Genomic DNA, 18,503 nt, shown 5'->3' with positions numbered 1-18,503 from the left:
CGGCATTGCCGGCCAGGCCCAGGCCGAACGGGTCGATGTTTTCGACGGCGGTGCGGATGGGGTTGTACTGGCGGCCGAGCTTGACGGCGCCGAAGCCGCCCTGCAGGCCGACGAAGGCCTGGCGGCCGAACAGGCGGCCGCCCTGGCCGAGGGTGCCGTCATCGATGTTGAAGCCGTTTTCCAGGGTGAAGATGGCGGAGAGGCCGCCGCCGAGGTCTTCGGTCCCGCGGAAGCCGATGCGGCTGCCGGACTGCTGGCCGCTCTGCAGGGCGGTGGTGTTGACGCGGCCGTTGTCGATGCGGGCGAGGCCGGCGTCGGCGACGCCGTAGACGGTGACGTTGGTCTGTGCGAAGGAGGCGCCGGCAACCGTGCCGAGTACCGCCAGTGCGATGAGCGATTTTTTCATTCTTGATTTCCCTGATTGATGTGTTGACTGGGCTGCGCGCCTCCTCCGCATGCCTGAACGTGGCTTGCGTGCCTTGCGTACCTTTCCTGTTTGGGCCCGGGAGGCAAGGCGGCCGTCATTTTTTGCGGCACTGTAGCATCGGCCGGCGCAAGCGCTCTACGTATTTGTCGTCATAAGCAAATGCGCCGCGCAGGCATATCGACATGCATTCCGCGATCGATGCTTCGATCTTCAGTGCACGCGATGGAGGCGAGAAGCAACCAGCCGGGATTCTGCCGGCCTCAGATGACCGGGTGATGACATCCCGGCATGCGGGACGGTTGGGAGCGGCGAGTGCGGCGGGCGCGGCTCATGCCGCCTTGGGACGATTCAGCAAGGCCTTGAGGTTGGCCAGCCTGTCCTGCGGCGACAGCTTTTCTTCTTCCTTGGGCACGGCATCGCCTTCGTCGAGCTTCATTTCCTTGATGAAGCGCGAGACGTCGCAGTTGATGCTCTCCCGTGCGCGCTTGCGCCGCTTGCACCAGGTGATGTGCAGGCTGCGCTGGGCGCGCGTGATGCCCACGTACATCAGGCGCCGCTCTTCCTCGATACGCGCCGCGAGCAGCTCGGCCGGCGCATCCGGGTCGCCCTTGTGCGGCAGGATGCCCTCCTCCACGCCGACCAGGAACACATGCGGAAACTCCAGTCCCTTCGACGCATGCAGCGTCGACATGCGCACCGCATCGGGCTCTTCGTCGCGGCCTTCGAGCATGGTCATCAGCGCGACCATCTGCGTCAGTTCGAGCAGGCTCTTTTCCTCATCGGTGCCGTCGCGCCCGCCGGTGCCCTTCTCCTTGAGCCAGGTGGTGAAGTCGAGCACGTTCTGCCACTTCGACTGCGCCTGGCGGTCGTCGAAGGTATCGTAGAGATAGGCTTCGTAATTGATCTCCTTCATCATCTCGTCGAGCAGCTCGGCCGCGTTCTCGCCGCGCTTGGAGGCACGCGCCTCGAGGCCGTTGATGAAGTTGCAGAACTCGCGCAGCGGATGCAGCTGTCGGTCGGCGAGCTTGGATTCGATGCCGCCCTTGAACACCGCCTCGAACAGCGAGCACTGCCATTGCCCGGCGAAGGCGCCGAGCGCCTCAAGCGTCGACTGGCCGACGCCGCGCTTGGGCGTGGTGACGGCGCGGATGAAGGCGGGATCGTCGTCGCCGTTGGCGACCAGGCGCAGGTAGCTGACGATGTCCTTGATCTCGGCGCGGTCGAAGAAGCTCTGGCCGCCGGAGATGGTGTAGGGAATGCGTTCCTTGCGCAGCGACTGCTCGATCACGCGCGCCTGGTGGTTGCCGCGGTAGAGAATCGCATAGTCGGAGAACTTCGCGCGCCGCTCGAACTTGTGCGCCGAGATCATGATCGCCACCTGTTCGGCTTCCTGCTCGTCGTCCTGCATCGCCAGCACCTTGACCGGGTCGCCCAGGCCATGCTCGGACCACAGCTGCTTTTCGAACAGCTTGGGATTGTTGGAGATGACGGCGTTGGCCGCCTGCAGGATGCGGGTGCTGGAACGGTAGTTCTGCTCGAGCTTGATGACCTTCAGGTCCGGGAAATCGACCTGCAGCTGCTTGAGGTTCTCGATCGTCGCGCCGCGCCAGGCATAGATCGCCTGATCGTCGTCGCCGACAGCGGTGAACATCGGCTTCTTGCCGATGCCGGTGACCAGCAGCTTGACCAGTTCGTACTGGCAGGTGTTGGTGTCCTGGTATTCGTCGACCAGAAGGTAGCGCAGCTTGCGCTGCCAGCGGTCGCGCACCGCTTCGTTGTTGCGGAACAGTTCGACCGGCAGGCGGATCAGGTCGTCGAAATCCACCGCCTGGTAGGAAGACAGCGTGGCGACGTAATTGCGGTAGACGCGCGCAGCCTGGTCTTCATCCTCGGTGGTGGCCTGGCGCAGCGCGGCTTCAGGATCGACCAGGCCGTTCTTCCACAGCGACATCATGTTCTGGATGCGGCGCACCACCTGCTTGTCGGTGGTGATCGCGAGATCCTGCACCAGCGAGAAGCAGTCGTCGCTGTCCATGATGGAGAAGCGGTCCTTCAGGCCCAGTTCCTTGGCTTCGCGCCGCAGGATCTGCACGCCGAGCGAATGGAAGGTACAGACGGTGAGCTGCTTGGCTTCCTTCGGCTGCTTGAGCAGCTTGGCGATGCGCTCCTGCATTTCCAGCGCCGCCTTGTTGGTGAAGGTGACGGCGGCGATGTTGCGCGCCTCGTAGCCGCAATCCTCGATCAGGTGCGCGATCTTCTGCGTGATCACGCGGGTCTTGCCGGAACCGGCGCCGGCCAGCACCAGGCAGGGACCGTCCATGTATTTCACCGCTTCGCGCTGCGGCGGATTCATTCCATGCATACCGGGGGAGGAAGGATGTGACATGCGCAAGACCGGAAACCAAAGCGGGTCATTGTAGCAGTGCAGGCTGAATCTCCGCGGAGCGTTGCGGCATTGCGACGAACAGATGGGCAAATTCGATGCTCATGGAACTTTGCGCATTTTCATGCCACAGAGGATGTCTTTTATTGAAATGCCAAGTCTTGGTATTTGCATATCAATCGTCTTCATTCTTTTGTTATGGTGGAAATCCAGTTATGAATTTTCTGAATCTAAATATTCGGTCATGGGGCAGTGCACCGCGTACCTACAATGCCAATGCCGCCGCAGATACTGGACCGCCGACCGTGTCCAATCTGACGCCGGAGCAAATGCCCCCTGCAGCGAACCTCGCTGGCAGGCGCAGCATGTCTCGTCCAAAATGGATTAGCGGGCTCACTATATCTAAAGGCAAAGACGCACCGAAGTTCGATTTGCGTGGTCCCCGACAATTGGGCAAATGGGAACTTAGTCAACCATTGGATGTGAACTTCCGATCGACCTCTGCCGTATTCATAAGCGTATTAAGAAAAAATAACATATTGGAAGCCATTGGCGAGGACCTGAAAAGCGATATTGAAAAAGTTCTCGCTGTTTATTCAGATGATCAATCAAACACTCGGCAGAAGGAGGCAGTTAATAGAAACTTCTTAAAGCTCTATGCGCCACTGTTGAAGAAAAATTCCTATACGACATTCGAAAATCAAGCATTCCGTACATTGATGCATAGAGTGGCCAATGAAATTAATAAGCCGGATTCTGTCAACGCGCTTTCCACCTCTCGTCCACTCGTTTCTCTAGCGTCCACTGCTCTTGCAGTCCCACCCGTTCGCCGCCTTAACTTCGAGGCCACGAATTTAGCCTTCCAGATAATAAGCACTGCGAATGCGCAAAATTTCGTGGCTGACCAAACTGCGGTACGTGTGACTACGCCATCGCCGGTGCTAGTCGAATCAACACCCGTACCGGTTGATGCTTTAGCTGAGGCTGCAACTGCAACTGCAGATTCTGGTCAGAACAGCCGACTACGAAGACAAGCCAAAAAAGCAGCAGGATCAGCGATGAGGTTGGTAACCAACCTGAACAAGATTCATGAGCTTAAATTCTCGAACTTGTCCAAACTGCTTGCAAACGAAGTACCGCGACACAAGCCCTCAACTCAAGTGCCTTCCAACCTTGCCCCCGCAGATCGATCCACAGACGAGCAGTTCCGTCGCGCGGACGAAGCCAATCGTCAGGCAGTGTCGGATATGAGGCAAGGAAACGCACGTTTCAGGACATGGCTTGAGCAACATGACATTGTTGTGGCAACCAATAGGGGTACTGGCCTTAATTGCCTGCTCATATCCTTACTGCAGCATGCCACCGGCGAATATGGAGAAGAGTTTGAACCTCTATTCTCCGTAGCGGCGGAGGTAATTAGGGAAGCTTTGAATATTCCGTCGGGCATGCTGTATTCAGATGATGTCACCGCATCCCGGATCATCAATTGGATCAATACGGAATATGGCACCAATATGGCGTTGATCGAAGTCCAGGCCAATGAATTGGGACAACCTGTTATTACGACGCCTCCAGAGCGGATACCAGACGATGGAGACAAGGTCGTGATCTGGCAGCAGGGTATTCACTTCGAAGCCTTGTACGCCAAAGCCTCTCAGCCGGCATCGTCCTAGCGTTTACTGCAGCCCGAATATCTCCATGCCGTTGCGATAGGCGATCCGCTCCGCCACGTCGCGCGGCAAGGCGCCCAGCATGCGCCGGTAGAACGCAGCCAGGTTCTCCACCTCGCCCCAGCGCGGCGTGATCCAGGTATCGGTGCCGACCACGAAGCGGTTCGGGTATTTCATCAGCAGCTGCTTCCAGCGCGGATTGAGCGTGCCGTCCTGTTCGAGGTCGCCGCGGTAGGACAGTTCGCCGACGATGTTCGGATACTGCTCGAACATCTGTTCGACCTTGTCGAGCGGCGTGCTCATGCCGGTATGCGCCCAGATCAGCTTGACGCCGGGCGCATGGCGCAGGATGCGTTCGACCGCGTCCTCGTCGGAATGCGCATGCAGCCACAGGCCGCGCTCCTTCGCCAGACGCGCGATCCTGGCCATGTAGGGCGCATCGGCGTCCTTGCCGAAGATGTGGAATTCGCCGATGCCGCGGTAGATGCCGCGCTGCAGTTCCTTTTCCACGTACTCGGCGACACCCGTGCTGCTGAACCAGTCATGGCGGTCGGGCTGCACCCGGTAGGGGCGCAGGAAGGGAACGATCTGGATGTCCGGTGCCTTCAGCGCCATCAGGTCGAGCGTGCCGTCGTTCGGCCGGCTGGTGGCGAGCACGCCGCGTATGCCTGTCTTGCGCCACAGGTCGACCACCTGTTTCGGCGACAGCAGGGAACGCGCCTCCACGTTGTAGTGCATGTGCGCATCGAAGAGCGGCAGGCGCTCTTCGGCCTGCGCCGCGGCGCTCATCCAGACAAGGCACAGCGCCGAGGCGATGCGGCCGAACCGGCGGATGGAGCCGCGCGGCATTGCAGTCATGATGCGGGGGCGGGAGTCGATCGGGGCAACGGCGGGTGCGCGCATGGCAGGCTCCTTGAAAGTGCGCTCATTGTGACGCATCGTTGCCGCCGGCGCACGCCGCACTGCGGCCAAAGCACGGTCAAAGCGCAGTGTGCGGCCTATCTGGCGGCGGCGAGCACCGGCTTCTTGAGGACGGAAGCGGAAGCAGTACTGGACGCGGAGTCGGCGGCCTTTTCCGCACCGACGACGTACCTGAATTGCCGGGAAAAGTCTTCGGCGAAGTCAGGCCAGTCCGGAAAGTAGGGGCTGGCGACGATCAGGCCCATGCCGATCACCAGCGACGACACGGCGAGGATGGCGCCTCCGATGTCGAGCATGCGGTTGCGGCGCTGCTCGCGCTGCATCAGGTCGAGATCGTATGCCTGGCGCCGGCCGGGCGAAGACAGCACCAGATAGGCGTGGCGTATGGTCTGCAGCTTCTGCTGTGCCCGCTTGCTCAGCGGCCGCCTGCCGAGGCCGATCAGGTGGCGGTTGAGATGGCGGCGATAGCCGAGTTCGATTTCGATATGGCTGGCCTGGCGGCGCACGTCCAGCAAGTCATACAGTGTTTTCATGAGAAAGTGCATTTCCGACAATGCCTGACGTTATAGCGAAAGGGTTCGGCGCCAACAATCCCGCATTTATGGGACGTTCGCGCATGCAATATCCGAAGCAATGAAATTTTGCCGTGTAGTTGCCACCAAAACTTCGCCGTAGCGCAGCAAGCTGCGGCATAATTTCTCTTCTGCAATGATTCCGCTTCACCCTCGCCGGATCGCATGCCATGAACTCTGAACGTCCCGTCTCCATCGCCGACCTGCGCTTCCTGATCGCGGAAGACGACAATTTCCAGCGCCACTGGCTCAAGGTGATGCTGACCAAGCTGGGCGCCTGCCATGTGGCCGAAGCCGAAAACGGGCGGGTTGCGCTCGACATGCTGCGCTCGGACGAGCCGGTCGACATCAGCTTCATCGACCTGAACATGCCGGAAATGGACGGCATCGAACTGGTCCGGCACCTGGCCAATCTTGAACACCGCACCGCCGTCGTCCTCACCAGCGCGCTGGGATCGGCGCTGCTGTTTTCGGTGGAAACCATGTCCAAGGCCTACGGCGTGCATCTGCTCGGCACCTTTGAAAAACCGGCCACGCCGGAAGTGCTGCAGCAGCTGATCGACCAGTACCGCCCGCGCCCGCCCAAGGGCAAGGAGCGCAGCACCCTGCCCACGTTCACGCTGGCGGAAATCCAGCGCGGCGTGGCGGCCGGCGAGTTCGAGCCGTTCTTCCAGCCCAAGGTGGAGCTGGCCAGCGGCAAGGTCAAGGCGGTCGAAGCTTTCGTGCGCTGGCGTCATCCCCAGTACGGCTTGCTGACGCCGCCGGCCTTCATTCCGACGCTGGAGGCGAGCGGCCACATGGAGTCGCTGACCTGGCTGGTGATCGAGCGTTCGGTGGCGGCCTGCCGCAGCTGGCACGACGCCGGCCTGATGCTGGGCGTGTCGATCAATCTGTCGGTGACCTCGCTGGCCGAACCCGGCCTGGCCGAAAAGATCCTCCAGCATATCGGGCAGCACGGCATCGAAGCGCAATACATCACCTTCGAGATCACCGAACTGATGGCGATGACAGATGTACCGATCTGCCTGGAAAACATTGCCCGCCTGCGCATGAAGGGCTTCGGCCTGTCGATCGACGACTACGGCACCGCGCATTCGAACCTGCAGCAATTGCTGCGCATCCCCTTTCTCGATCTCAAGATCGACCGCTCCTTCGTCGCCGGCGCATCGAAGAACGGGCAGATGCATATCGCGCTCAGCTCCTGCCTGGGTCTGGCGCGCAAGCTGCGCCGCAATTCGGTGGCGGTCGGCGTGGAAACCCGGGAAGACTGGGATCTGCTGCGCGATCTGGGCTGCACCTATGCGCAGGGTTACTACATTGCCAAGCCCATGGAGCGCGATGCGGTGCCGGGCTGGATCGAGGAGTGGTCGCAGTTTTTCTGAACCTGCGCGGCAGGAGCGCCTTCGAAGCGCAAAGACGGTAAGGAGGCAGCACATGCATTACACTGGGCGATTGTCCCGGGCTGCCGTACACCATGAAATTTTCCCATCTCATCGAAATCAACGATCCGCTCAATCCCCTGATCGACACCCTGTCGCGCGAGCAACTCTGGCGCGGACTGGTGATGCGGGCGGAAATGCCGAAGTCCTTCGTGCCTTATCTGGACAAGTGCACCATCCTTGAAAAATCGCCGCTGTCGCTCTCGCGCGAGCTGCATTACGGCACGCTGGTCGTGCATGACCGCGTGACTTTCCTGCCGCAGGAACAGGTGGTGTACCACGTGCCGGCGCAGAACGAGATTCCGGAATCGACACTGAAGATGACGATCGAGGAGCCCGAGCCGAACATCTTTTTCGTCCGCTTCGAATACGACGACGGCGCCAGCGAGGCGCAGGACAATGCGGAAGCCATGTACAACGATTTCCGCAAGTCGGCCTATACCGAGTCGGACATCGACACCATCCGCACCATCCGCGAAATGGCGGAGAAAGGCGAGCTGGGTTAAGGCTTGCCATGAAAAAATCCATCTCCTCTTGGAAGGGGATGGATTTGGTCAAAAAACTAAGCAGGGAAGCAAAGCTTATTTAACGCGCCTGTCTTTCACCCTTCTCCCGCAGGCCGGGCGTAGGCAGGGTTTTGCAAACCATGGGTTTGCACAGCCGGAGCATGGGGCGCCGATCGAGGGCCGAGATGAGGGGGACTGTCAAGACCGCTCTTCGCCACAATCCCCCTCACCCCAACCCTCTCCCGCCTGCGGGAGAGGGAGTGAAATACAGATGCTGCGGTCCTATCAAAACATTTTTGCAAACTTGCTTACATAAAGAACTAAAACCGTATCAAACCGAAGCAGGAGCTTCGGACACATGCAGCCGGCACCGCCGGACTTCATATTTCACCCAAGGCCGCCGCGGATCAAACAGCACCGCGGCAGCTCAGGCATCAGTGCCGTTCGCGGCCGGATACGCGCTCGGCGCCGTAGCGCACCGCATCCTTCACCTTGTCCCATGCGCTTTCGGGATGATTGGTTTCCCATTCCCTGCGCATGCCGGGTTCGGCGTCTTCCCAGCGATAGTTCCTGAAGCGTTCGGTGCCGGCCATGGTCGATCCATAGCGATAGGCGGCATCGTAGTCTTCATAACGGCTGCCGGACTGGCCGTAGGCGGTCTGCCAGTGGGTGCGGTAGTCGGAATCGTCGGCGGTCATGCCGGTGTCGCGGTAATCGGACATCGTGCCGCTCATCGTTGTGTCGCGAGCGCCCGCATGCGTGCCAAGCTGCTCCACTTCAACATCGGTGCGGCGCACGGTGTCGTTGATGTGCTCGGTGCGCTCGGTGGCTTCCTTGCCCACCACGACTTCCTCGACCACGCGAGCGGTCTTCGATACCACGGCTTCCTCGGCGGTCTCGCGCAGCTCAACGGCGCCTTCCTTGATGGCATCGATATCGGCGGCGGTGGCCGGCTGGTCGACCGGATGGCGTTCCACCTTGACATGCTCTTCGCGCAGCTGCACCGATTCATTGACCGGCGTTTCGCGCACGCGCTGGTAGACGCGCACGCCGCCGCGCTGCACTTCGCGCTTGCCGACGTGCAGCTCTTCCTCGACCACCGGAATGCGGGTGGTGTCGGTCTCGCTGCCGCGCAGGGTGCGGTCGCCCAGGGTACGGTCATCCATGCTGCTGTCGCTCATGCTGCTGTGGCGATGCATCGTGGAGTCGTCCGTATCCCTCATGCCGGTCATGCCGGTTGCGGCGGCCGGCGTGGAATCGGCGCTCCAGTCAGTGCGGGAAGTCGATACAGAATCCGAAGCGCTCATGTCGCTCATGGCGTCGCCGATCGACGGTGCGCGCGACTGGCCATACATCGCGCGGTCCTTTTCGATCTCGCTGTCGGTGTACATCGGTGCGCTTTCGTCGTAACGGCTCCAGCCCTGGCTCTTCCAGTGCGAGGAACGCTCGTCGATGTCCACCGGGTCATAGCGGTTCATGATGTCGGTGGCGCGGTCGCGCTGTTCGTCGCTTGCGGCATTGACGCTGAGCACGCAGCTGCCGCGGCGCACGGCTTCGGAGTACATGTCGCGATGGTCGTGATGCTCGTCCATGCCGAACAGGGAACGGAAGAAATCGCCGATCGAAGAGCCGCCGCCCGACGATCCTGCATCATCGCTGGCCGTCATGCCGTCGGCATCCGGGCTGAGCTGCACGTCCGAACGGGAAAAGCCGGCGGAAAGCAATTCATTCATTGCATTCTGCGCCTGGGTATAACTGTCATACACGCCTACTACGGTATTTTCCATGATCAGTCTCTCCAATAAACAGGATTGCCCGGCAACTGCTCCGGGAAGCTCGACTTGAGTGGACAAAACAGGCATAAGCCGTGCCTGCCGCCTTGAACCTCGTATTCAATGCATTCAATGCGGACGGGCGGACGTGCCCTCATCAAAGCGCTCGACGCGGACCTGCTCGGTGCGCAGGCTGACTTCCTGCGAGGCATCGATGGGCCGCTGCTGCCGGGTAATGCGTACCTCTTCCTTGAGCACCAGCTGCTTCTGCACGACCAGCACTTCCTCGAGCACGGGCACCACCAGCGTATTGCCTTCATACCGGGTCTGCGGCGCCTCGCCGCTGACCACGCGGCCCAGCGGCACATGCTCGACCACGAGCTCGTCGTGCATCAGTCGCTGCTCGATGCGTTCGGTGTGCTCGGAAACGGTCTTGTGAAGGCGCACGCCGCGGCCGGTATCGACAAGCCGCTTGTCGACCTGCAGTTCCTCTTCCATTACCGGAAAGCGCATCTGCGTGCCCTGAGGCTGGACCTGATCGGAAGAAACCGCACCGCCGGCTTCGGCCGGCGCGGAACGGAACTGGAAAGGCAGGCGGTAGCTGCCGTCGGGCTGCACGGCGAGCAGGCTGACCGGCACCAGTACCTGCATGCCGTCCGCCAGCCTGATCCAGGCCTGCATGTCGTCGCCGTCCTGCTGCAGGGAAGTAATGGCTGCCGGCGTGCCGTTGAGGTCAACGACCCGCGCATTCGCCAGCTGCCTGCTTGAGGCAGGCGCGCCGGCATTGTCCGGAAAGTGTGCCATGTGAGTGTCATCCATTCTCAGTCGGGAAAAGAGCGTGAATGCAAGGAGCGGGCCGGACCTCGGGCATGGAACAAGGTGCTGATTTGCACTGCTGCACGCGTGAAGAGATGCGGTAAATTTGGACGCCAAATGCTGCGCGATACGCGATTTTTACCAAGCACGCGGCAAAATTTACAGCGCCGCTCTTGCATCTTGCCGGAAAAGGTATTGCCGAAACTATTACTCCGGCTTGCTCTCTTACTCATATTCATGAAAACCAACCAAGGAGCCAGCCATGACGACTATTATTGCAGGCCGATTTCAGGAGCAGTCGGAGGCCACTTACGCAGTGGAGGAATTGTTGCGTGCAGGATTCGACCGCGAGCATCTCTGCTATTTCTTTTGCAATCCTGCCGGCCAGCATGGCGCCTATCCGATCGGCGGCGATGAAAACATGTCGCCCGGCGCCAAGGAGTCCGGCAAGGGCGTTGCCGCCGGCGCAGCCGCGGGCGCCGTGGTCGGTGCGGCCGCCACGCCGGTGCTGGGACCCATCGGTGCAGTGACCGGCAGCCTGGTAGGCGCCCATATCGGCGGCCTGATGGGCAGCATGTCGTCGATGAAGGACCAGAATGAAATGCACGAGGAAGGCAGCCCGGCTCCGAACCCGGTACCGGTGCGCCAGTCGGGCATGATGGTCGCGGTGGCCGTGCCGCAGGATGACGAATACCACGATCGCGCGGTCAACGTGCTGCGCTCGCTCGGCGCGATGGATATCGAACAGGCGCACGGCACCATCGAGAACGGCGACTGGATCGATTTCGACCCGGTATCGCTGCCGCAGCTGGTCGACTATGCGCCGGAACAGTCCCGCCCCAGCGGCCCCAACCAGCGCGCCTGATACAGAGCAATGTCAAGACGGACGGTTGGCCGAGATAACGGCTAACCGTCGATATGCGCAATCAGCGGCAGATGGTCGGAGGCGATGCGCGCCAGCGGCGTCGCATGCACCTTCACATGCACCAGCCTGTGCCGCGGGCGGATCCAGATGCGGTCGAGCGCGAACATCGGGCGCCGTGACGGAAAGGTGCGCGGCGCCGGCACCGCTTCGAAATGCGATACCAGCCAGCGCAGCGACTGCCCCCAGACGAACCATTCATTCAGGTCGCCCAGCAGGATCACCGGCATTTCCTCCGTATCGAACACCTGCAGCAGGCGCCGCACCTGGTCGCGCCGCTCGGGAATGCGCAGGCCGAGATGGGTGGCCACCACGCGCAGCATGTGGCCGTGGCAATTGATGTCGGCATCGAGCGCGCCGCGCGGCTCGCGGCTGCCGAAGGACAGGTCGATGTTGCGCACCGACACGACGGGATAGCGGCTGAGCACCGCGTTGCCGTAGCGCCGCTGCGGCGTGTCGCAGGCGGGGCCTTCGACGCCGAAGAAGCCAGTGGCCTTTTCCAGTTCCCTGAGCACGTTCGGGGTCTTGCTGCCGCCGAGCGGCACTTCCTGCAGGGCGATGATGTCGGCATCGATCTCGCGCAGCACATCGGCGACGCGTTCGGGCGCAAAGCGCCTGTCGCAGCCGACAGCGCCATGGATGTTGTAGGTGCAGATGGTCAGCGGCCACGGATCGGTATCGGGCACCGCGGTCGTTACGCGCGGCGCGGTTGCGCTCATGTCATTCATCAGGCTGTACGTTCCTCTCTCCTGGTTAGCAGTTTCTGCAGGCCGAGCGCGACGGCGATCAGCGACAGCGCCACGCCGACGAGAACGGCAACGGTGCTCGGGCTCGGGTTGCGCACGGCTTCGGCAAGGTGATGCACGAAGGTCACGGTCATTGCGATGCCGGGCAGCATGCCGATCAAGGTGCCGATCAGGTAGTCGCGCAGGCGGATATGCGATGCGCCGGCCACCAGGTTGACGACGGTAAAGGGCGCGACCGGCAGCATGCGGATGACGACGACGGCGACAATGCCGCGCCTGGCCAGCCGCTTGCTCAGGCGGTTGATGCGCGGACCGAGCACCTTCTGCACGGTTTGCCGGCCCAGCCAGGCGCCGATGCCGTAGCTCACCGCGGCGCTCAGCAGCGCGCCCGAGATGGCATACAGCGATCCTACGACGGGGCCGAAGACGATGCCGGTCACGGCGATCAGCAGCATCACCGGCACCATCGCCAGCCCGGCCACCACATAGCTCGCCACCACCGCGACCGAGGTGAACGGCAGTTCATCCAGGTTGCGGGCGAAAGCGATCAGCGATTCGAGATTCACCCACTCGCGCAGCGGCGTCCACTTCCAGGCGACGGCCAGCAGCGCCAGCGCAATGGCAAACAGGCCGATGCCGGCCAGGCGGCGCGGCACCGGCTTGCGGGCGTCGTTGGGCAGGATTTCACTCACGAGTTCATCCGGATTGATCGGCTTTTCCGGATCGAAAAGCGCCTGTTCCGGAATCAGCGCATCCAGTTCGGGCGTGGTCTCGGGATTCATGTCCTGCAGGCTGCGGCCGTCGGTGCGCAGCGCCGCCACTGCGGCATGCAGGCTGTTGCGCCTGGCCATTTCCGCTTCGACCCGTTCGGGCCCGGTATCGAGATGCTCGCCGAGCAGGCGGCTGCGCAGCCGCGAGATCGCGCGCTGTATTCGCGCATCGCCGCGCGCTTCAATGGTGATGTTGCATTCGGTGTCGGTGGCCATCGAGCGGCTGCTGAGATTGGCCGAGCCGATGGAAAACAGGTCGTCGTCGACCGCGAACACCTTGCTGTGCACGTTCAGGCACTGCGGCGCCAGGCCGGGAATGTGCGGACACATCATCCGGTAGCGGCCGTAGCGGTCGGCCGCCTTGAGACGGCCGTGGGCACGGGCGCGCAGCACGCCCATGGTGGCCTGTTCCAGCCAGCCGCTTTGCGTCTGCGGCGAAATGATCAGCACTTCCGGCCCCTGCGGTTCCTGCAGGCGCTGGGCCAGCGCATTGGCAATCGTGCCGGAGGTGAAATACTGGTTTTCGAAGAAGAGATGCTGCCGCGCGGAAGCGATTGCATCCAGATGCAGCTGCAGGATTTCATCCACGCCTGCCCTGCCCTCGAATTCCGGCTCGGTGCGCGAGATGGCGATGTCGATATCGGTCAGATCCGGCTCGACATGCTGCGGCCAGGGATCGTGGTCGGAAGGACAGACCACGACCGGCGTCTCGTTGCATGCATGCTGCCAGCGCATGCGCGCCAGTTCGCCGAGGGCGCGCGCGGCATCGCCGTCCACCATGGCCTGCACGTCGTGAAAGGGCGCATGCGGCTTGCCGTCGCTGTCGCAGCGCAGCGGCGCATTGCAGGCATGTTCCGAGGTGTCCCAGCGGCTGCGGGTCAGGTCGAGTCCGCCGACGAAGGCCACGCGGTCGTCGACCACGACGATTTTCTGGTGATGCGAGCCGCCGATCGGATGCTTGTCGTCCATGCGGAACGCCAAGCGTCGATGCGTGCGCCAGTCGAGCTTGTAGACAGGCAGCCATTCGCGCTCCAGCGCGTACAGCATCGCAAAATCCCAGTTGAGTACATAAATGCGCAGGCTGGGCCGCGAGGCCACCACCTGATGCAGGAATTCACCGAGCGGCTCGGCAAAGCCGTCGTTGGCGCCTTCAGGCACCAGGCGCATGCGGCTGTCGATGTCCCAGCTGAGAATGAAGACACTGTGGCGGGCATTGCGGATGGCTGCGCGTACCGCGCGGAAATAGGGCTCCGCATCGACCAGCATGCTGAAGCGATGGGCGCGCTCGATGCGCCAGCAATTGCGCCCGGGCTGAAGGAAGCCGGGCGGAGAATCGGTGAGTTCGGAGCGCTGTTGCAAAGCCATGCGTATGCTGTCAAGAAGGAAACTGTGAGCGTTCGACGCGGCGCCCGGGTTGAAGTTTCTCGGCTTGATGCAGGACGCGTGCCTGCCCGCTTTCTTGCCTGCCGGCGACTTTGCGGGAAGAAAAGTTGCGCTTCAGCTCAGCAACGCATATTCGCCGCCGCGTTCAAGCGCGCGCCGGTAGGCGGGCCGCTCGTGGATGCGCTTGAGGAACTCCATCAGCTTCGGGCGGGAGGCATCGAGGCCGGCGCGCGCGGCGGCGGCTTCGAGCGGAAAGCTCATCTGGATGTCGGCGGCGCTGAATTCGTCGCCGGCGAACCAGGGACGCTGTGCCAGTTCGGCTTCGAGGAAATCGAGATGGCGGGTGATCTGCGGCTGGATGAAGCTGCTTTTCGCGCGCCCGGCGATGGCGCGGGCGATCGGTTTCACGAAGAACGGCATCGGACCGTGCTCGATACGGTCGAACACCAGCTTGAGCAGCAGCGGCGGCATCGCCGAGCCCTCGGCGTAATGCAGGTAGTAGGTATAGCGCAGCCGGTCTTCGCTGCCGCGCGCCGGCGCGAGCCGGCCATGGCCGTAGCGGTCGACCAGGTATTCGACGATGGCGCCCGACTCGGCAATGGTCAGGCCTTCGTCGGTAATCACCGGCGATTTGCCCAGCGGATGCACCTGGCGCAGCGAGTCCGGCGCGAGCATGGTCTTGGGATCGCGCTGGTAGCGCTTGATGTCGTATTCCAGTCCGAGTTCTTCGAGCAGCCAGAGCACGCGCTGGGAGCGGGAGTTATTGAGATGATGGACGATGATCATGGGGCGGTAATCCTCCTGGCGTCGATGGCTGGACAATGGGTAATGGACAATACGGCTTGCCGATTGTGCCATGTCCGCCCCGGTTCGGTCTTACCGCTTCAGCCGGCCCGCATCAGATCGAGGTAAGCGCCTTCGACCAGCTGATCGCCGGAGATACCGAGCCGTGCCATCAGCTCATGCGCGATTTCGATGCCCTGCTCCGCAGTCTGCCCCTCGCCAAGCACCACTTCCAGTTCCATGAAGTCGCCCAGGCCTTCGACGCGGTCGAGATGGATGCGGGTGGCGCCGGCCAGGTAAAGCGTGCGCTGCTTCCTGACGCGGCCGATCTGGCCATAGGCCTCGCTCAGCGTGGCGCGCAGTTCGTCGGACGCCGCGGTCGGCGTGATCAGGTAATACGACTCTTTCGGCCCTGCGGCATCGGCGCGCCGGTAGAAGATCAGTTCGCCCTTGTTTGCGGAGAATGCCCGCAGCTTCAGGCGGCCGTTGGGACAGGCGAAAAAGGTATCGTCCTGTGCAATGGCGATCGGGCCTTCGTCGGCAATGGATGCGGCCCGGGCTTCCAGTTCGTCGAGGCGCTCGACGCGTGCCTTGATTTCGATATTGCGTGACATGTTTTTAGCAGGGAATCAAGAGTTGTTTGACGCGTTGTGCTTCCTCCCTTCTCCCTTCTCCCTTCTCCCTTCTCCCGCAAGCGGGAGAAGGGTCGGGGATGAGGGGGTGTGCCACAACACCGCTCTTCGTTACAACCGCCCTCACCCCAGCTCTCTCCCGCCTGCGGGAGAGGGGGCAAATGCAAATGCAAATGCAAATGCATCAGGGCTTGTCAAAGAGCTCTATGCACTGCCTACGTTTAAATATCCACCGGGTCGACTTCCAGCGACCACTTGGCGCGCGTCTTCGTCGCCCGCAATTCCGCCATCCATGCCTTCAGAAAGGCTTGCAGCGCAGGGCGCGAGGGTGACTCGACCAGCAGTTGGGCGCGATCGACGTTGGAGACGCGGGTCACCGTCATCGGAATCGGATCGTTGATGATGATGCCTTCATGTTCCACGCATTGCGCGGCATGCTGCAGGAAGTCGAGCGCGGTCTGCAGTTCCCTGGCCTCGGCGCGCATCAGCGCCTGGTACATGAAGGGCGGCACGCCGGCCTGGCGGCGCTCGTCGAGCAGCTCGCCGGCGAAGCGGTCGTAGTCGTGCGCCATCACCGCGCCGTACAGCGGATGCTGCGGATAGCGCGTCTGGATCAGCACTTCGCTGGCATTGCCGCCCTCCTTCTGCCCGGCGCGCCCGGCGCGTCCGGCCACCTGCATGAGCTGCGCGAACAGCCGTTCGCTGGCACGGTAATCATGCGAAAAGAGCGCGGTATCGGGATTGAGCACGCCGACCAGCGTGAGGTTGCGGAAGTCGTGACCCTTGGCCACCATCTGCGTGCCGATCAGGATGTCGACATCGCCGCGGTGCACGCTGTCGAAGGCCGCCTGCGCGCTGCCCTTGAGCCGCGTGGAATCGGCGTCGATGCGCATGATGCGCGCCTGCGGGAATACCCGCTGCAGGCCTTCCTCGACGCGCTGCGTTCCGCGTCCCAGCGGCTGCAGGTCAATGTTGCCGCAGGTGGGGCAGGAACGCGGAATGCGCAGCTCCAGGCTGCAGTGGTGGCAGCGCATCCGGTGTTCGGGCTTGTGCAGCACCATGAAGGCGGTGCAGCGCGGGCAGTTGCCGATCCAGCCGCAGGCGTCGCAGGCCAGCACCGGCGCATAGCCGCGCCGGTTCAGGAAGAGCAGCGACTGTTCGCCGCGTTCCAGTCGCAGCTTGAGCGCGCTGACCAGCGTCGAGGTCAGGCCTTCTCCCGGCTTGTCGCGCTCCATGTCGATCAGCCTCACCTTCGGCAGCACTGCCGCCTGCGATGCGCGCTCGCGCAGCTCCAGCTGCCGGTAGCGTCCCGACTGCGCGTGATGCCAGGTTTCCAGCGACGGCGTCGCCGAGCCGAGCACGATGGGAATCGAGAGCTGGCGCGCGCGCCAGACCGCCAGGTCGCGCGCCGAATAGCGCAGCCCTTCCTGCTGCTTGTAGGAGGAATCGTGTTCCTCGTCGATGATGACCAGCTTCAGGTGCGGCAGCGAAGCCATGATCGCCAGCCGCGTGCCGAGCACGATGCGTGCATGGCCCTGGTGGGCGGCCAGCCAGTTGGTCAGGCGTTCGCCCTCGGCCAGGCCGCTGTGCAGGGTGGCGATGGCAACGCCGGGAAAACGCGCCCGCACATTGCCTTCCAGCTGGGGCGTGAGATTGATTTCCGGGATCAGGATGAGGATCTGCGCATCCCTGCCCTGCTCTGCGGCGGCGGCCAGCAGGCGCGCGGCGGCCTGCAGATAGACCTCGGTCTTGCCGCTGCCGGTCACGCCGTACAGCAGCGTGGGCGCAAAGCCTTCGGCGGCGGCGATGGCTTCCACCGCCTGCTGCTGTCCGGCGTTGAGGCGCGGCGCATCGGCCGGCGCGGGATCATGCAGGTGTTCGAGCTTGCCGAGCTTTTTGAGCGCGCGGTCGAGTGAAACGGATTTCTCGCTGCGCAGGTTCTTCGGCAGCGCCGGAATCGCGACCTCGCCGAGCGGTCGCTGATAATAGTCGGCGGCGAAACGGCACAGGTCCAGCCATTGCCCGGTAAGCGGCGACAGCTGTTCGCGGACGGCGATTGCGGTCTTGATCTTGTCGGCAGGGACATCCGTCTCGTTTCCGACCTTGACGATGATGCCCATCGCTTCGCGCCGTCCGAACGGCACTAGCGCGAGTTGGCCGACCTGCGGAATATTTCCTTCCCCTGACCACCGGTAGTCGAAACAGGTGTCGAGCGGGGTGTCAAGCGCAACGGTAATGAAAACGTCGGTCACGAAGTTAAAGTAATTCTTCAAAGGTTGCGCTAACACTGCGATTCATAAGGCTTTTTTCCGATGTCCACAAAGGCTGTGGATAACTTTGTGGAGAACGCCTGCTTGACATCGAAGAGGCCCAAGTACGATGCGGGTTTCCACGAATTGCCCAAATGAAATGCAAAAAATTTCCCTTTTAAAATCAATGACTTGAAAAGTCAAATTTTTCAGGGGAAATTATCACAACGAAAAAAAGTTGTTGCTATGCACAAAGACATGGTTGGCCGGATTGTGTGAATAAGTGAACGCGAACAACGATGTTTGTCAATGCATTTTCCCCATTGCATGATGATCGATGCGGGTGTCGGGACCGTCCGGCTTTTCCTGACGGATAGCCGGCTTGCGGCGCATCAAATCCGCATGACCGTACGGAAATTTAACGTTTTTCTTAAGGAAATGCTGTAAATACCGGTTTCATAAGTGCTTTTTCAACTATCCACAAATTCTGTGGATAACTTTGTGGAAAAGCG

General features: G+C 61.9%; 15 protein-coding genes. 4 read left to right on the top strand and 11 right to left on the bottom strand.

The window, feature by feature from the left end; genetic code table 11:
* Positions 1 to 406, bottom strand: a 406-nt coding sequence (locus tag IGW03_RS10935) for a porin (protein ID WP_194722578.1), incomplete at its 3' end; no start/stop codon positions are given.
* Positions 407 to 755: 349 nt separating this feature from the next.
* The gene (locus IGW03_RS10930; RefSeq protein WP_194722577.1) at positions 756 to 2,813 is read right to left on the bottom strand and encodes a UvrD-helicase domain-containing protein; all 2,058 of its coding nucleotides are present in this window, start codon (positions 2,811 to 2,813) and stop codon (positions 756 to 758) included.
* 212 nt (positions 2,814 to 3,025) lie between these two features.
* Here IGW03_RS10930 and IGW03_RS10925 point away from each other — a divergent pair, with 212 nt between their 5' ends.
* Positions 3,026 to 4,483: a hypothetical protein gene (locus tag IGW03_RS10925; RefSeq protein ID WP_194722576.1), complete on the top strand. Its 1,458-nt coding sequence runs from the start codon at positions 3,026 to 3,028 to the stop codon at positions 4,481 to 4,483.
* A gap of 3 nt (positions 4,484 to 4,486) precedes the next feature.
* On the opposite strand, the gene IGW03_RS10920 is transcribed toward IGW03_RS10925, so the two are convergent.
* The gene (locus IGW03_RS10920; protein ID WP_194722575.1) at positions 4,487 to 5,383 is read right to left on the bottom strand and encodes an amidohydrolase family protein; all 897 of its coding nucleotides are present in this window, start codon (positions 5,381 to 5,383) and stop codon (positions 4,487 to 4,489) included.
* Positions 5,384 to 5,478: 95 nt separating this feature from the next.
* Positions 5,479 to 5,934 carry a DnaJ domain-containing protein gene (locus tag IGW03_RS10915; RefSeq protein WP_194722574.1) on the bottom strand — a complete coding sequence of 152 codons (456 nt, stop codon included), beginning with the start codon at positions 5,932 to 5,934 and terminating at the stop codon, positions 5,479 to 5,481.
* 209 nt (positions 5,935 to 6,143) lie between these two features.
* Between IGW03_RS10915 and IGW03_RS10910 the strand changes: the two genes are divergently transcribed.
* Together IGW03_RS10910 and IGW03_RS10905 are read left to right on the top strand one after the other, a co-directional pair.
* Positions 6,144 to 7,355 (top strand): EAL domain-containing response regulator, encoded by a 1,212-nt coding sequence (locus IGW03_RS10910; protein WP_194722573.1) that lies wholly within the window; start codon positions 6,144 to 6,146, stop codon positions 7,353 to 7,355.
* Positions 7,356 to 7,447: 92 nt separating this feature from the next.
* A complete protein-coding gene (locus IGW03_RS10905) occupies positions 7,448 to 7,918 on the top strand; it encodes an SRPBCC family protein (protein ID WP_194722572.1) in 471 nt (156 codons plus the stop codon).
* A gap of 434 nt (positions 7,919 to 8,352) precedes the next feature.
* On the opposite strand, the gene IGW03_RS10900 is transcribed toward IGW03_RS10905, so the two are convergent.
* Positions 8,353 to 9,705 carry a YsnF/AvaK domain-containing protein gene (locus IGW03_RS10900; RefSeq protein ID WP_228535319.1) on the bottom strand — a complete coding sequence of 451 codons (1,353 nt, stop codon included), beginning with the start codon at positions 9,703 to 9,705 and terminating at the stop codon, positions 8,353 to 8,355.
* 114 nt (positions 9,706 to 9,819) lie between these two features.
* Positions 9,820 to 10,494: a YsnF/AvaK domain-containing protein gene (locus tag IGW03_RS37975; protein ID WP_228535317.1), complete on the bottom strand. Its 675-nt coding sequence runs from the start codon at positions 10,492 to 10,494 to the stop codon at positions 9,820 to 9,822.
* A 274-nt stretch (positions 10,495 to 10,768) separates the two neighbouring features.
* Here IGW03_RS37975 and IGW03_RS10890 point away from each other — a divergent pair, with 274 nt between their 5' ends.
* Positions 10,769 to 11,371 carry a glycine zipper domain-containing protein gene (locus tag IGW03_RS10890; RefSeq protein ID WP_194722571.1) on the top strand — a complete coding sequence of 201 codons (603 nt, stop codon included), beginning with the start codon at positions 10,769 to 10,771 and terminating at the stop codon, positions 11,369 to 11,371.
* A 41-nt stretch (positions 11,372 to 11,412) separates the two neighbouring features.
* Here the strand turns inward: IGW03_RS10890 and IGW03_RS10885 are convergent, their stop codons facing one another.
* The 5 genes from IGW03_RS10885 to IGW03_RS10865 form a co-directional block, all read right to left on the bottom strand.
* Positions 11,413 to 12,147 carry an endonuclease/exonuclease/phosphatase family protein gene (locus tag IGW03_RS10885; protein WP_194722591.1) on the bottom strand — a complete coding sequence of 245 codons (735 nt, stop codon included), beginning with the start codon at positions 12,145 to 12,147 and terminating at the stop codon, positions 11,413 to 11,415.
* Positions 12,148 to 12,155: 8 nt separating this feature from the next.
* Complete coding sequence (locus IGW03_RS10880) at positions 12,156 to 14,309, bottom strand: VTT domain-containing protein (protein WP_194722570.1); 2,154 nt, start codon at positions 14,307 to 14,309, stop codon at positions 12,156 to 12,158.
* Positions 14,310 to 14,441: 132 nt separating this feature from the next.
* Positions 14,442 to 15,113 carry a glutathione S-transferase gene (locus IGW03_RS10875; RefSeq protein WP_194722569.1) on the bottom strand — a complete coding sequence of 224 codons (672 nt, stop codon included), beginning with the start codon at positions 15,111 to 15,113 and terminating at the stop codon, positions 14,442 to 14,444.
* A 98-nt stretch (positions 15,114 to 15,211) separates the two neighbouring features.
* On the bottom strand, positions 15,212 to 15,724 hold the full coding sequence (locus tag IGW03_RS10870; RefSeq protein ID WP_194722568.1) for a class IV adenylate cyclase: 513 nt from the start codon (positions 15,722 to 15,724) through the stop codon (positions 15,212 to 15,214).
* 239 nt (positions 15,725 to 15,963) lie between these two features.
* Positions 15,964 to 18,030 carry a primosomal protein N' gene (locus IGW03_RS10865; RefSeq protein ID WP_323744956.1) on the bottom strand — a complete coding sequence of 689 codons (2,067 nt, stop codon included), beginning with the start codon at positions 18,028 to 18,030 and terminating at the stop codon, positions 15,964 to 15,966.
* Positions 18,031 to 18,503 lie beyond the last annotated feature (473 nt).

The organism is Noviherbaspirillum malthae (assembly GCF_015352985.1).
Taxonomy (GTDB): Bacteria; Pseudomonadota; Gammaproteobacteria; order Burkholderiales; family Burkholderiaceae_D; genus Noviherbaspirillum; species Noviherbaspirillum malthae.
This window is presented reverse-complemented; position numbering and strand designations above follow the sequence as displayed.

What these genes read in the sequence shown, in the direction of transcription:
- IGW03_RS10930 (WP_194722577.1), bottom strand. Translation starts at nt 2,813, where the DNA reads ATGTCACATCCTTCCTCCCCCGGTATGCATGGAATGAATCCGCCGCAG.
- IGW03_RS10925 (WP_194722576.1), top strand. Translation starts at nt 3,026, where the DNA reads ATGAATTTTCTGAATCTAAATATTCGGTCATGGGGCAGTGCACCGCGT.
- IGW03_RS10870 (WP_194722568.1), bottom strand. Translation starts at nt 15,724, where the DNA reads ATGTCACGCAATATCGAAATCAAGGCACGCGTCGAGCGCCTCGACGAA.
- IGW03_RS10885 (WP_194722591.1), bottom strand. Translation starts at nt 12,147, where the DNA reads ATGAGCGCAACCGCGCCGCGCGTAACGACCGCGGTGCCCGATACCGAT.
- IGW03_RS10920 (WP_194722575.1), bottom strand. Translation starts at nt 5,383, where the DNA reads ATGCGCGCACCCGCCGTTGCCCCGATCGACTCCCGCCCCCGCATCATG.
- IGW03_RS10900 (WP_228535319.1), bottom strand. Translation starts at nt 9,705, where the DNA reads ATGGAAAATACCGTAGTAGGCGTGTATGACAGTTATACCCAGGCGCAG.
- IGW03_RS37975 (WP_228535317.1), bottom strand. Translation starts at nt 10,494, where the DNA reads ATGGCACACTTTCCGGACAATGCCGGCGCGCCTGCCTCAAGCAGGCAG.
- IGW03_RS10880 (WP_194722570.1), bottom strand. Translation starts at nt 14,309, where the DNA reads ATGGCTTTGCAACAGCGCTCCGAACTCACCGATTCTCCGCCCGGCTTC.
- IGW03_RS10910 (WP_194722573.1), top strand. Translation starts at nt 6,144, where the DNA reads ATGAACTCTGAACGTCCCGTCTCCATCGCCGACCTGCGCTTCCTGATC.
- IGW03_RS10915 (WP_194722574.1), bottom strand. Translation starts at nt 5,934, where the DNA reads ATGAAAACACTGTATGACTTGCTGGACGTGCGCCGCCAGGCCAGCCAT.
- IGW03_RS10905 (WP_194722572.1), top strand. Translation starts at nt 7,448, where the DNA reads ATGAAATTTTCCCATCTCATCGAAATCAACGATCCGCTCAATCCCCTG.
- IGW03_RS10890 (WP_194722571.1), top strand. Translation starts at nt 10,769, where the DNA reads ATGACGACTATTATTGCAGGCCGATTTCAGGAGCAGTCGGAGGCCACT.
- IGW03_RS10875 (WP_194722569.1), bottom strand. Translation starts at nt 15,113, where the DNA reads ATGATCATCGTCCATCATCTCAATAACTCCCGCTCCCAGCGCGTGCTC.